The 13,466-nt window shown below is 73.3% G+C and carries 9 protein-coding genes and 2 pseudogenes; 4 read left to right on the plus strand and 7 right to left on the minus strand.

All coding sequences use genetic code 11. The annotated features are described in order from the left end of the window. The first annotated feature begins 131 nt into the window (after positions 1-131). From OG780_RS26745 to OG780_RS26755, 3 genes are all read left to right on the plus strand, one after another. Positions 132-1,757 (plus strand): vWA domain-containing protein, encoded by a 1,626-nt coding sequence (locus OG780_RS26745; protein WP_328452291.1) that lies wholly within the window; start codon positions 132-134, stop codon positions 1,755-1,757. A gap of 420 nt (positions 1,758-2,177) precedes the next feature. Beyond that, positions 2,178-2,435 (plus strand): chaplin, encoded by a 258-nt coding sequence (locus OG780_RS26750; RefSeq protein WP_328452293.1) that lies wholly within the window; start codon positions 2,178-2,180, stop codon positions 2,433-2,435. A gap of 160 nt (positions 2,436-2,595) precedes the next feature. Further along, positions 2,596-3,453, plus strand: a complete 858-nt coding sequence (locus OG780_RS26755; protein WP_328452295.1) for a chaplin — start codon at positions 2,596-2,598, stop codon at positions 3,451-3,453. A gap of 429 nt (positions 3,454-3,882) precedes the next feature. Here OG780_RS26755 and OG780_RS26765 read toward each other — a convergent pair. Further along, a pseudogene (locus tag OG780_RS26765) lies at positions 3,883-4,348 on the minus strand (hypothetical protein); the annotation flags it as partial. A 104-nt stretch (positions 4,349-4,452) separates the two neighbouring features. Here OG780_RS26765 and OG780_RS26770 point away from each other — a divergent pair. Continuing rightward, positions 4,453-5,766: pseudogene (locus OG780_RS26770) on the plus strand (glycosyl hydrolase); the annotation flags it as partial. A gap of 646 nt (positions 5,767-6,412) precedes the next feature. Here OG780_RS26770 and OG780_RS26775 read toward each other — a convergent pair. From OG780_RS26775 to OG780_RS26800, 6 genes are all read right to left on the minus strand, one after another. Beyond that, positions 6,413-7,543 (minus strand): GNAT family N-acetyltransferase, encoded by a 1,131-nt coding sequence (locus OG780_RS26775; protein WP_328452297.1) that lies wholly within the window; start codon positions 7,541-7,543, stop codon positions 6,413-6,415. Beyond that, positions 7,540-8,196: a lipopolysaccharide biosynthesis protein gene (locus OG780_RS26780; protein WP_328452299.1), complete on the minus strand. Its 657-nt coding sequence runs from the start codon at positions 8,194-8,196 to the stop codon at positions 7,540-7,542. The genes OG780_RS26775 and OG780_RS26780 overlap by 4 nt, the downstream gene beginning before the upstream one ends. Positions 8,197-8,212: 16 nt before the next feature. Next, positions 8,213-9,325 carry a glycosyltransferase gene (locus OG780_RS26785; protein ID WP_328452301.1) on the minus strand — a complete coding sequence of 371 codons (1,113 nt, stop codon included), beginning with the start codon at positions 9,323-9,325 and terminating at the stop codon, positions 8,213-8,215. Continuing rightward, positions 9,322-10,086 carry a polysaccharide deacetylase family protein gene (locus OG780_RS26790; RefSeq protein ID WP_328452303.1) on the minus strand — a complete coding sequence of 255 codons (765 nt, stop codon included), beginning with the start codon at positions 10,084-10,086 and terminating at the stop codon, positions 9,322-9,324. The genes OG780_RS26785 and OG780_RS26790 overlap by 4 nt, the downstream gene beginning before the upstream one ends. Further along, positions 10,070-11,815, minus strand: coding sequence for a murein biosynthesis integral membrane protein MurJ (gene murJ, locus OG780_RS26795; protein WP_328452305.1), 1,746 nt, complete (start codon positions 11,813-11,815; stop codon positions 10,070-10,072). Before murJ ends, OG780_RS26790 begins: the two co-directional genes overlap by 17 nt. A 236-nt stretch (positions 11,816-12,051) precedes the next feature. Beyond that, positions 12,052-13,464: an O-antigen ligase family protein gene (locus tag OG780_RS26800; RefSeq protein WP_443062212.1), complete on the minus strand. Its 1,413-nt coding sequence runs from the start codon at positions 13,462-13,464 to the stop codon at positions 12,052-12,054. Between the last annotated feature and the right edge of the window lie 2 nt (positions 13,465-13,466).

Genomic DNA, 13,466 nt, shown 5'->3' on the forward strand with positions numbered 1-13,466 from the left:
GTCTCGGCGGCCCGCCGTCGTGGCCGCTTCGAGATCCTTCCGCAACCCATCCGAGCGCTCGTCCCGGCCCCCTCGGCCGTCACAGTCACACAGGTCGGCCCACACAAGGGCCGTACGCCGAGGGGGCACAGATGGGGATCAAGCACACACGGACGGCGGCCGCCGCGGGCCGCCCACACAGCGGCGCACGGAGGGCGAGCCGTCGAAGGCTGGCCGGCACACTGCTCGCCCTGCCCCTGGCGGGCGCACTGCTGCTCACCGGATGCGGCGCGGGCGGCGGCAACTCCTCGGACGGCTCGGACAAGTCCGGCGGCCGCAACAACCTCCCGCTGCCGGGCCCCGCGCAGCCGACCGGCGGCGCGGCCGAGCGCGACGCCGAGGGCGAGCAGTCGGACGCCCCTGACGTCCAGCCGTCGCCCGACTACCTCTCCACGTTCGCCCTCGACGTCGACACCGCGTCGTACGGCTACGCCCGCCGCACCCTCGCGGACGGCCGAGCCCCCGACCCCTCGACGGTCCGCCCCGAGGAGTTCGTCAACAGCTTCCGCCAGGACTACGAACGCCCCGACGGCAACGGCTTCTCGTTGTCCGTCGACGGAGCCCGCACCGACGACGGACGCTGGTCCCTCGTCCGGGTCGGGCTCGCCACCAGGCCCGCCGACAGCGAGCGCGAACGCCCGCCCGCCGCCCTCACCTTCGTCATCGACATCTCGGGTTCCATGGCGGAGCCGGGCCGCCTCGACCTGGCCCGGGAATCCCTCGACGTGATGACGGACCGGCTGCGCGACGACGACTCGGTCGCCCTGGTCACCTTCAGCGACGAAGCCGAGACGGTGCTGCCGATGACCCGGCTCGGCGGCCACCGCGCCCGCGTCCACCGGGCGATCGGCAGTCTGGAGCCGACCGACTCGACCAACCTCGGCGCGGGCGTGCGGACCGGGTACGCGACGGCCGTCGACGGGCTGCGCGAGGGGGCCACCAACCGGGTCGTCCTGATCTCCGACGCCCTCGCCAACACCGGCGACACGGACGCGGACGACATCCTCGAACGGATCTCCTCGGCCCGCCGCGAACACGGCATCACGCTCTTCGGCGTGGGTGTCGGCAGCGACTACGGCGACGCCCTCATGGAACGCCTCGCCGACAAGGGCGACGGCCACACGACGTACGTCTCCGACCGCGACGACGCCCTCACCGTCTTCTGCGACCGGCTTCCGCAGAACATCGACCTCACGGCACGCGACGCCAAGGCGCAGGTCGCCTTCGACCCCGAGACGGTCGAGCGGTTCCGGCTGATCGGCTACGACGACCGGAAGGTCGCCGACGAGGACTTCCGCGACGACCGGGTGGACGGCGGCGAGGTGGGCCCCGGCCACACGGTCACCGCCCTCTACGCCGTCCGCACCCGCCCCGGCGCCTCCGGGCATCTGGCCACCGCTACCGTCCGCTGGCTCGACCCCGGCTCCCGCGCCCCGCACGAGGAGTCCGGCAGCCTGGAGACCGGCGACCTGCGCGACGGCGTCTGGACCTCGCCCTACTCCTTCCAGGTCACCGCCGTGGCCGCCTACTTCGCCGACGACCTGCGCGCGGGCGACGCCCGCTGGAGCTCCCTGCCCGGTGTCCCGTCCCTCGGAGAACTCGCCTCGCGGGCCCGCTCCCTGGCGAACGTGACCGAGGACAAGGACGTCGCGGCACTCGCCACCGCGATCGGGCAGGCCGACGGACTGGACATCTGCGCCGACGACTGCGCCCGGTAGCGCGACCCGACGAATCGTGTGCGGCCCATTGAATATCCGTTACGCACGGGTAAGTTCACTCGGCGGTAAGAACCCTGCGACCGGGGCCCGCTGTCCGTGGTGCCGAGGTGATCAGCTGTCGGGCAACGGTGCCGTCGGCAGCTGACCTCCGCTCGGGCCCCGACGCGCCTTCCCGTCGTATATATGAATTCCGTTTCTGTCGTGTTGGCATTCCCGCTCCGGGGGAAACGCTTCTCCTTGGGGAGGAGCGTTTCCTCTGCTGTGAAGCTTCCGTGTCCATTCCGGGCAGGGCGATTCGAGTGAATTCCCCACGGGCTCACGTTCCGCAGTTTCCTCGGTGGTCCGTCCCTCGTTTACAGCCCGCAGGTCATGATGCGAGCCGCCCAGGTGTGCTCGCTCGGTTTCGGCCGACAAAGGGGCATGACCGCAGAGAAGGGAAAGCACGTGAAGCTCAGGAAGAGCACTCCCGTCGTCGTCGGCGCGATCATGGCTCTGGGCATGGCTGCCCCCGCCTTCGCGGACTCGGGCGCCGAGGGCCTCGCGGCCAACTCTCCCGGCGTCCTCTCGGGCAACGTGATCCAGGTCCCGATCCACATCCCTGTCAACGCGTGCGGCAACTCGGTCAACGTGATCGCCCTGCTGAACCCGACGATCGGCAACTTCTGCGCCAACTACTGACGTTTCGGCACTTCAGCCGCCTCCGGCTGTGCCAAGGCCGGCTTTGGACCGCCTCGCGGACCCCAAGGTCGGCTTCCTCACTTCTCCCAGCAGGAAGACAACAAGAGTGCGACAGAACCTGAGTAGGGGAGTGGTCCTGGCCGCGGCTGCGACAGGCATCATGTCCCTGTACGCCAGTCCGGCCTTGGCGGACTCGAACACGACCGCGACCGCTTCGGACTCACCCGGCGTGGCGTCGGGAAACAACGTCCAGGTTCCGGTGAACGTGCCGCTGAACATCTGCGGCAACACGGTCGACGTCATCGCCGCCCTCAACCCGGCGTTCGGCAACTCCTGTGCCAACGGCCCGGTTTCGCAGGGCAGGCACGCGGCGCCGCACCACCCCGCGCAGCACGGCGCCGACTCCGCGTACCACCCGGGACGCGGCGCCGGTCACGGTGGTACCGACCACGCGCAGGGCCCCGGCGGCCACGCCGGTGGTCACCGTGCCGGGCACGGCGGTGAGCAGGGTGGCTACGGCGACTCGAGCTACGGCGATTCCCGGCACGGTCACTCCGGTCGCATGAGCCCGGGGTACGGTGACTCGGGTGCCCACCACGGCGGTTGGAGCGGCGCCTCGTCGTACGGCGAGACGCACGGATCGCCCGGTGTCCTCTCGGGCAACCAGGTGGCTGCCCCCGTGGACCTCCCGGTCGAGCTCTGCGGCAACACGCTGGACGTGATCGGCATCGCGAACCCCGTGTCCGGCAACTCGTGCGCCCACCACCACGCGACGACCCCGCACCACTGGACGCCGCCGGCGACGCCCCCGCGGACGGTTCCGCAGCCGCCGAAGACGCCCGTCGTGCACACCCCGGTGACGGTCCACGAGCAGCCCCCGGTGCCCCGTCAGTACACCCCGCCCACGCTGGCGGAGACCGGCGGCGAGGGAGTGCTCGCCAACGCCGCGATCAGTGTCGCCCTGATGACGGGCGGCGCCCTGCTGTACCGGCGCAGCCGGGCCCAGTCCCGCCCGTGACGCCCCGCTCCGGGTGCCGCTCGCGTTCTCGCGCCCGGCACCCGGAGCCGGTCCACGCGCCCGGTCGGCGCGCGGTCGGTGCAGGGCCGCCCGGTGCGCGGCCGACGTCAGAGCCGGCGCCGAGCTCCAGGTCCGATCCCCGCCGACGGCCCTCCCCGGGCGCCGGGATCCGCCCGCCGCCCGCCCCCGTGCGCAGCCGCCGCCGTACGCCGCGCACCAGCGTGCCCGCCGTGAAGCAGGCGCCGTGCACGAAGCGCATGGTCGGGGGCCGAAGGCGGAGGCGGTGACCAGACCCGGCATGAAGAGACCCGGCACCGACGACTCGAAGTCCCGGCCGACCTCCGGGGAACCGTCCGGCAGACCCGCCGGACCCGCGCGCAGCCCGTCGTCCAGCAGGCCGAGCCGCTCGCGCCGGGCCCTGAACCCCGTGGCCGCGAGGGCCGCCAGTTCGGCCTTGCCGGCGACGCGTTCGGTGAGGGCGCGGGGCCGGCGCGGCGGCAGGAACCCGGAGGCGAGCTCCTCGCCCAGAGCGCTCACCGCGAGGGCGCTCACGTCATCCAACGGGACCAGTACGGCGGGCCGGGAAACCCGGGCGGCCACTTGGCGCAACACCGCGGCGATGTCCGCGAGCGACGAACCGGGTGGGGGGCGGAGGGTGCGTCTCGCTGACAAAGCGCGATCTGCGGACGGGACTTCCCTCGGAATCCGCGACCAGGTGCACCTCCACACCGCCTCTGCCGAGTGAGCGCACGGCTTCCGGCGTTCCGTGGTGAAAGGGATTCCGGTCGATGCGCAGCAGCACGGCGGGGACTCGGCTGTCGGGATTCCGCACGGGCTTCTCCTTCGGAATGGAGAAGAGCGGGGGTGCCGGGCGGTCACCCGTGCGAGTGATCATCAAAACGGGAGACCGGAAGCCCGGTTGGCTGAATAAGCATTCATATGACTGAGTGTCAGTAATCGGAAAGGGAAATCCGAGGATCAAGAGGGAGAGGAGCAGGCATGGCCCCACAGCGGCAGCGGCCCCGGAGCGGAAGACTGGCATTCATCGCGGCCGGCATCGTCACGTCGGTCGCGCTCGCGTCCGGTCCGGTGTACGCCGTGGGCGCCGGGGCGGTGCGGGTAGGCGACCCACCGGCTCCGACACCCACGACGGCGGAACCACCCCTGAACTCCCCGGCCGGCGGTGGCGTTCCGGCCGCGGGGTCGGCCTCGGCCCCCACCGGGACGCCGCGCCCGGCCGCCGCCGTACCCACGGCGCCCGTCACGGACGGCGTGAAACCCGCCCGGCAGGGCGCGGCCGGGCTGCCGGCCTTCGGCGCCTACCTCGACTTCGGCCCCGAGGGCATCGCCCGTATCGAGCAGCTCAGCCGGTGGCTCGGCGGCACCGAACTGCGGGTCGGACACACGTATCTGCCCGGCGACCGCTGGAGCAACATCGAGGGCGCGCCCGGATTCCTGGACGCCTGGGCGGACTGGCGCCGCCGCCAGGACGACCGGATGCTCGTCCTCAACGTCCCGATGATGGAGCGCAACGAGGAAGGCCTCTCCGACGGCCAGGTCCGCCGCGCGCTGCGCGAGGCCGAGACCGGAGCCTTCGACCACCATTTCCGCGCGCTCGCCGAGCGGCTCGTCGAGCTGAAGGTGCCCGACACCGTCATCGTGCTCGGCTGGGAGATGAACGGCACCACGTACACCCATCGCTGCGGTCCCGACCCGGAGGCCTGGAAGACGTACTGGAACGGAATCGTCACCACCATGCGGTCGGTGCCGGGACAGAGGTTCCGGTTCGATTTCGCCCCGAACCGCGGCCGGGACGCCATTCCCTGGACCGAGTGCTATCCCGGTGACGACACGGTCGACATCATCGGCATGGACGCGTACGACCAGCCGTCGGGACTCTCGTTCGACGAGCAGGTGAAGGAGCCGTACGGGCTTCAGGAGCAGGTGGATTTCGCCAAGGCCCACGGCAAGTCCATTTCCTATCCGGAGTGGGGCCTTTACCGCAACGGCGACAACGTGACGTACATGAAGGACATGCTCGCGTGGATCGACGAGCACAGGCCGTTGTACAACACGCTCACCGACTACTGCCCGCACGGTGTGTGGCAGTGCCAGGACAACCCGTCGGCGGCCGAGGCCTACCGGGCCGCGCTGTCCCCCTTCGACGATCCGCTGCCCACGGCTCCGGCACCGACCTCGACCCCGACGTCCGATCCGGCGTCGGTGCCGACACCCGCGGCGACCTCCACGCCCGTACCGGCTTCGACACCGACGACCGAGCCCGCCTCCACGCCGAAGCCGACCCCGACGCCGGAACCTGCGTCGACACCGGAGCCGGCATCCACGCCGACCGCGACGCCCGAGCCGGTCCCGACGCCGGTTCCGACGCCGGTCAAGACGCCGACGCCCGAGCCGGTCTCCACGCCGAAGCCGACCCCGACGCCGGAACCTGCGTCGACACCGGAGCCGGCATCCACGCCGACCGCGACGCCCGAGCCGGTCCCGACGCCGGTTCCGACGCCGGTCAAGACGCCGACGCCCGAGCCGGTCTCCACGCCGACTGTGACGCCCGAGCCGGTTCCCACGCCGGTCGAGACGCCGGTGTCGAAGCCGGTTCCGACGCCGGTCAAGACGCCGACGCCCGAGCCGGTCTCCACGCCGACCGCGACGCCCGAGCCGGTCTCCACGCCGACCGCGACGCCCGAGCCGGTTCCGACGCCGGTCAAGACGCCGGTGTCCGAGCCGGTCTCCACGCCGACCCCGACACCGCCCCCGGCACGCGAGCCCGTGCCGCACGCGACGCCGGACCCGGACACCTGTGCGCCGCTGGAGCTCGGTGACTGGGTGGAGTACTGGATCGGCGGGAAGCCGTGCGTGCGTCTCGACTGGTCGCCGGACGAGTGGTGGTCCGGCGACTGGTGGTCGAGCGGCTGGTGACCCTCGGGTGGCGGCGGGTCGGTCAGGGCCTGCCGCCACCGCGCTCCTTCCAGCTCCGCAGCAGCTCCTTGCCCCGCCGGCGCGCGGCGACGTCGCAGATCACCACCGACATCAGCAACGCCGTACGCCGACGGGCCAGGAGCAGCCGTTGGTTGACGACCGGGTTCGGGCGCCAGTGGTGCTTGTACGGTTCGTCGCCGCGCAGCAGGCTCAGCGTCCAGCGGTCGCCGCCCTCGGTGTGCCGGGAGCAGGCGTCGAGCAGCATCACCGCCACGTCCGCCTTGCGTTCGCGCAACCGCGGATGGGCGCCGTACAGATAGCCGCCCGCCAGGCGTTGGGACAGCAGTGTGAGGTCCACGGCCATCACGGTGCCGTCGAGCCGGAACTCGGTGACCACCGCGTCCCCGGACCGCACCATCGGGCCCACAGAGCGGACCAGATGCTCCGAGAACCGTTCGTGGAGGTGCTCGGAGGTCACCTTCCGGCCCTCCCACTGCAACCGGTGCAGTTCGAGCAGCCGGCCGAGGGCCGCGTCCACCTCGTCGTGGCCCACCACCCGTTGTTCGACCCCGAGCGCGGTGAGCTTGCGCAGCTTGGCCCGGACGCGCTGGGCCTTGGACGAGGGGAGGCGGCCGACCAGCTCGTCCATCGAGGTGGCCGGGAGCTCCAGACACAGGGAGTCCCCGACCTGGCGGCGCGGTCCGCGCCAGTGCTCGTAGACCCGCTCCATCGCGCCGCCGGGGCGGACCTCGCGGAAGTCGATCAGCGCGGTGCGGGCCGCGGCCGACAGCCCCTCGGCGAGCAGGGCCGCCGCGCGGTCGGCGTGCTCGTCGTCGAGGAGCACGTCCGCGTAGTCGGAGATCGGCCCGCCGAGCGGCACGAGCGTCGGCAGTCGGCGGCGGGCCCGCATCAGCGGCGCGACCGCGAGCAGTTCACCGCCCTCGCGCACGACCACCAGACGCAGGTGCCCCGGCGTGCCGTACGAGAGCCACCAGGAGTGCAGCCAGGCGTGGCTCTGGAACGCGGTGGCCGCGCCGCACCGGCGGTACAGGCGCCCCCAGGCCTTCGCCAGTTCGGCGAACTCCCGTTCCTCGGTGACCAGTTCGGCCGGAGCGGTGCCGCGTACACCGGCCCGGAGTGTCGTCGCGCTCACAGCTGGCCGTGCACATCGGCGGCGGTGGCCGGGCTCGGTACCGAGGCCGGGCGGGCCGTGTCGGCGGTCCGCCGGGGACGGACCAGCAGCACGAGGCCGCCGAGCAGTCCGCCCGCGCTCGCGCCGACCAGGCCCGTCACCGTCGGGGACGGGGAGGACGCCGAAGTCGGCTTCATCGCGCGGGAGAACGACAGGAGCTGGACGTGGGTGCTCTTCTGGCTCGCGTTGGCGTGCTGCATCAGGGAGCGGGTGACCGCGTTGGCCATGTCGGCGGCCCGTTCGGGGCGTGAGGAGGTCGCGGAGACGGCGACCATCGGCGCGTCCGGGGAGGTCGCCGTCCGCACGTCGGCCTCCAGCGTCTTCACCGGCACACCGGCCCACACCTGCGCGTCCCCGAGCACCGCGAGCTGTGTGGCGACCCGGCCGTAGGCCTGCGCGAAGCCGAGCGCGGCGGACGGATCACCCTTGTCCGCCGGAACGGCGATGACGTAGCTCGTGGCCGTGTAGGCCGGCGGCTTCACCACGCCGTACGCGCCGCCGAGCGCGCCGCCGAGCACGGTCGTGGCCGCGAGCAGCGACCACGCCGGGATGGTTCTCGCCCGGGAGAGGGACGAACCCGAGGGGCGGTGGCCCCTGGTGAGGTTTTCGGACATGTGGAACTCACTCCAGTCAGGTGCGCGAGACAGCGGCCGCGTACACGTCCATGAGCTGTGCGGCGCTGCGGGTGATGCAGTAGTGGTGGGCCGCCTCCGGGGCCGAGCGGGGGGCGGGGCCCCCGGCTCGGACGCCGGCCAGCGCGCGGGCTAAGGAATCCGCACCGCCCGCGACCCGGGTGGCGCCGCGCGCCACCCCGGGCGGAAGGTCCTCGACGGCCGGGCAGGAGACGTACAGCACCGGCAGTCCGGCCGCCAGCGCCTCCACGACGGCCAGCCCGAACGCCTCCTCGGGACTGGGCGAGGCGAGGACGTCCATGGCCCCCAGCAGGGACGGCAGATCGGCGCCGGGAGAGCCGTCGGCGGGGCGTTCCCCGGCGAACAGGACCCGGTCCGCGACCCTGGCGTCGTGCGCCGCGCGCCGCAGCGCGGTCTCCTCCGTGCCACCGCCGACGAGCAGCAGCCGGCAGTCGCCGGGCAGCTCGGCCAGCGCGCTGATCAGGACGTCGAACCGCTTGCCCGGCGCGAGCCGGCCGACCCCGCCGACGACGTACGCGTCCTGGGGGAGCCCGAGCCGGCGGCGGGTGCGTTCGCGCAGACCCGGATCGAAGCGGAAACGGGCGATGTCGACGCCGTTCGGCACGACCTCGATGCGCGGTGCGGGCACACCCCAGCGCCGCAGCCGTTCGGCGACCGTGGGCGAGACGGCGACGGTGGAGCGGCCGAGCCGCTCGCCGGCCAGATACAGGGCGCGTACGCCGGGACCGAGTCGGCGGCCCTCCATCTGCGAGTCGCCGAGCGAGTGCTCGGTGGCCACGACCGCCCGCACCCCGGCCAGCCGGGCGGCGAGCCTGCCGTACAGACAGGCCCGGTAGAGGTGGGTGTGGACGAGGTCGTAGCGGCCCTCGCGGATCACCTTCACCAGGCGGGGGAGCGCGGCGAGGTCGCGGTTGCCGGACATGCCGAGATGGATCACGCGCACGCCGTCGGCGGCGAGCCCCTCGGCGACGGCGCCCGGATTGGTCAGCGTCACGACGTCGCAGGAGACGGGCAGGTGCCGCAGCAGCAGCCGCAGTTGCTGCTCGGCGCCACCGACACCGAGGCCGGTGATGATGTGCAGCACCTTCACCGGACCGCCTCGACGGGGCGCCGGCGCAGCCGGTGAAGGCGGTGCTTCAGGAACAGGCGTACGGAGGTGTCGTTCTCGCCGATGTGCACACGGGGGAGGGCGTACGGGCCGGTCAGCGGGCCGGGGTCGATCCCGCAGCCGTAGCCGTATCCGGCCTCGCGGACGGCGTCGACGACCCGGCGGTCGACGGTCCCGTACGGATAGCAGAAGCCCTCGACGTGAGCACCGATCAGCTCCGAGAGCACCGCTCTGCTCTCCGCGACCTCGGCGCGCAGCACGGCCTCGTCGGCCTTCGTCAGGTCGACATGGGTGAGCCCGTGCGAGCCGACCTCCATGCCCTCGGAGGCGGCGGCGAGCCGGATGCCCTGCTTGCCCAGCAGCGGTTTGCGCGGGCCCTGCGGATCCCAGGCGTTGTCGCCGTCGAGTCGGCCGGGCAGCACGAACAGGGTGGCGCCGAACCCGTGGCGCCGCAGGAGGGGGAGCGCGGTCTCGATGAAATCGGCGTACCCGTCGTCGAAGGTCAGGCCCACCAGATCCCGCCCCTGGCCGTGGGCGCGGGCCGCCAGCAGGTCCGCGACGCACACCCCGCGCAGACCGCGCCGGCTCAGCCAGCCGAGCTGCTGGTCGAGGCGGTCCGGGGAGACCGTGACACGGTACGGGTCGTCGGAACAGTCTCCGACGGAGTGGTACATCGCCACCCAGGGCGGCGCGTCGAGGGAGCTCGTACCGGTACGTCTGCTGGTGTCAGCGGAAACGGGCATTCTGAACCCTTCGTGTGACGGAACGGAGTGCGGAGGCGAACCCCTCGACCCGGAAGGCCCAGGCCAGCAGGGCGAAGACGAAGGTCACGACCGTGCAGCCGACGACGAGTCCGAGCAGCGGGGAATCCACGCCGCTCGCGCACAGACCACCGGTCACCGCCGCGGTCAGGGCGGCCCGCAGCGGTTTGCCGATCTCGGCCACCACCGCGCGGGTGCGGATCGGCACACTGCGCGGACCCATGCCGTACAGCAGGAGCACGGCGGTGAGGGTGACGCCGGCCGCGTTGGCCGCGGCGATCCCGCGGACTCCCCACGGGCCGACGGCCAGGGCCCCGGCCCAGCCGGTCGCGACGACCCCCGCGGTCATCGCGAACAGCGGGTACCAGGTCGGCCGCCCCGAGCAGAAGTACGAGCGCACGAGCGCGCCGACCAGGGTGTGACCCAGCAGTCCGAGGGCGTACACCCGTATGACCGCCGCCGTCGCCGCCGTGTCCTGGGCGGTGAACGCGCCGCGCTGGAAGAGCAGCTGGATGATCTGCGGGGCGCACGCCACGACCACGGCCGTGCCGAGGAGCACCGTGCAGGCGACGAGTGTCAGATCGCGCTCCACCCGGTCGCGGGCCCGCTCTGTGTCGCCCTCGGCGATGGCCTGCGCGACCACCGGGAAGGTGACCGTGCAGAGCATCAGCGAGAGCACCATCGGCATCTGGGCCACTTTCTGGGCGTAGTTCAGATGCGAGATGGCCCCGGCGGGCAGCGAGGAGGCGAGGAAGCGCTCGATCAGGACCTGGGACTGCCGGCACAGCGCGAAGAGCAGGACCGTACCGATGAGGGTCAGGTCCATCGGGCGGGCCGGCTCACCGTCCGGGGTCCCGGTCGCCGGTCGCCCGCGCCGCAGCTGCCGCCACAGCGACGGTGCCTGCGCCAGCACCATGAGCGCGCCGCCGACCGCGACACCGAGGGCCGCCGACCGTACGCCCCAGCGGGCGCCGAGGACGAACATCGCCCCGATGATCGCGGTGTTGTACGCCATGTAGATCGCCGCCGGTGCCACGAAGCGCCGGTGCGCCCGCAGGGCCGCGCTGCAGTACCCGGCGAGCCCGAAGGAGAACACACAGGTCGCGGTCAGCCGGGTGCAGTCCACCGCGAGCCGGGGGTCGGGCAGGCCGGGCGCGAGTGCCTCGACCAGGTACGGCGCCCCCGCGACGAGCAGCGCGCCGAAGGCCGCGAAGGCGAACGTCAGCCGGGGCAGGGTGGCGGCGACCAGGGCGCGTACGGGATCACCGGCGGCCCCCCGGGCACGCCGCGTCACGGCCATGCTGAACGCCGGGATCAGCACGAAGGCCAGCCCGTCCTCGATCAGCAGCGTGGCCGCGAACTCCGGCACCGTCCACGCGACGAGGAACGCGTCCGTGTCCGACCCCGCCCCGAACAGATGCGCCAGCGCCTGGTCCCGGCCGAGGCCCAGCAGGGCTCCGGCGATCGAGAGGGCGACGGTGACGAAAGCGGCCTTGGCGAGGAACCGGTCGGAGGCGGCTTCGGGCCGGTCCGCCTTCTTCCGGCCCTTCCGGGAACCGGGGGTCCTCACGGCGACGGACGCGGGCGGCGGACCGCCGGGAGGGCCGGAGGCACGGGCGGGTGGCAACGGGAGGGACGACTCGGCTCCGGTTCCCGCGGCGGCGCCCGCTCCCGAGCCGACGCCCGCTCCCGCCCCCGTCTCCGTGCTCATCCCCACGCCCCCCACACCCATACCGCCCCTCGCACCTGTCCCCGTGCCCGTGCCGGTCTCCGCACCCGCTCCCGGACCGGTGCGCGCACCCGAACATGTCCCCGCCCCCGTGCCGGTCCCGGTGCCGGTCTCCGCGCCCGCTCCCGGACCGGTCCGCGCGCCTGTGCCCGTCGCCCTGCCCGTCCCGAAGTCCGGGGTGGTGTCCGGGCCTTCCCCCGCCCTGGGCGGCGTCACCGTCATCGCGCCGCGGCCTCTTCCCGTACGGCGGCGGGGGCCGCCGCCCCGGTGCCGGGCGTGGCCGACGGATCCATCAGGGCCCACCAGCCGATGACGCCGAAGACGACGGCCGTCAGGACCGTGGAGGGGCCGCCGATGTCCGCGTACACGAAGTCGACGAGCTGCCAGACGAGCAGCCCGCACGCGACGAGCGCGCAGTCCGTGCCGCGCTGGGTACGGCCCGCCGCCGTGAGGCCGGGCCCCGGGGCCTCCCGTGCCGTGCGGCGCACGCGGACGAGTCCGCGCAGCGCGCACACCAGCAGCGCCAGCCAGCTGCCCACCAGGGCGAGCAGTCCGACGAGACCCTGCTCGCTGAGCACGAGGAGATACATGTTGTGGGGCGAGAGCAGCGCCTGCTTGTGAAAGGCGGTGCCCGCGCCCGCGATGTCGCTGCCCGAGGAGAGCGCGAGCGAGGCGTGACCGTCCCGGTACTCGGGGAAGCCCTTCAGCCCGACGCCCGTCAGCGGGTGTTCGCGCCACATGTCGGTGGCCGCCGCCCACATCGTGTACCGGTCGGTCACCGACTGGTCCGGCGCGTCGGTGACCTGCGTGATGCTGGTGACGCGCTCCTGGAGCATCGCGCTGCCGAGGCCCAGCCCGCCCACCAGGATCATCCCGGCCGCGGCCAGCGCGGCGACCGCCTTCACCGCGCGCCGCAGCCCCGCCAGCACGAGCTGCGCGCCGCAGGCCACGGCCGTGGCGATCCACGCGCCCCGGCTGAACGACAGGGCGAGCGGCGGCAGCAGGGCGAGCGCGCACAGCACGGCGACGGAGCGCTGCCGCGCCTCACCGGCTCCCAGGGCCAGCGCCACCGCGCACACCACCCCGAACGCGACCACCGTCGCCATGCCCATCACGTCGGTCGGCCCGAAGGTGCCGACCGCCCGGACGTCCTCGCCCTGGTAGGAGGCGCCGGTCCCGGTGACGTACTGCCGTACTCCGACCGCCCCCTGCCACAGCGCCAGCGCGACGAGCGACCAGGCCAGCAGCCTGAGGTCGCGCCGGTCGCGGACGAGCAGCAGGACCGCGGCCGGCACCAGTACGAAGACCTGGAGATAGCGGGTGAGCCCGGTGATTCCCACGCCCGGGTCCGCGGCCCCGGCCGCCGCGACCGAGATGCCGACCACGGGGAGACCGAGAACCAGGGCGGCGGTCGCGGACAGGGGGCGCCGGCGGGTCCGTACGAGATGGATCGCGCAGCAGACCACCACGAGACCGGACACGGCGTCCGCGATGTTCGCGCCGCCCTCACCGCTCGGCGCGATCGGCAGCCCGAGCAGCGCGATCACCGCGACGACGGGCAGGACCGGCAGCGCGCGCCGCAGGGCGGCGGTCACGCTGTCCAGGGGGGTGACGGGCAGGGCCTGGCTCACCG

The organism is Streptomyces sp. NBC_00386, from assembly GCF_036063235.1.
GTDB lineage: Bacteria > Actinomycetota > Actinomycetes > Streptomycetales > Streptomycetaceae > Streptomyces.

Coding starts and splice junctions, on each gene's coding strand:
- OG780_RS26745 (WP_328452291.1), top strand. CDS start 132: ATGGGGATCAAGCACACACGGACGGCGGCCGCCGCGGGCCGCCCACAC.
- OG780_RS26780 (WP_328452299.1), bottom strand. CDS start 8,196: ATGTCCGAAAACCTCACCAGGGGCCACCGCCCCTCGGGTTCGTCCCTC.
- OG780_RS26790 (WP_328452303.1), bottom strand. CDS start 10,086: ATGCCCGTTTCCGCTGACACCAGCAGACGTACCGGTACGAGCTCCCTC.
- OG780_RS26750 (WP_328452293.1), top strand. CDS start 2,178: ATGACCGCAGAGAAGGGAAAGCACGTGAAGCTCAGGAAGAGCACTCCC.
- murJ (WP_328452305.1), bottom strand. CDS start 11,815: ATGAGCACGGAGACGGGGGCGGGAGCGGGCGTCGGCTCGGGAGCGGGC.
- OG780_RS26755 (WP_328452295.1), top strand. CDS start 2,596: ATGTCCCTGTACGCCAGTCCGGCCTTGGCGGACTCGAACACGACCGCG.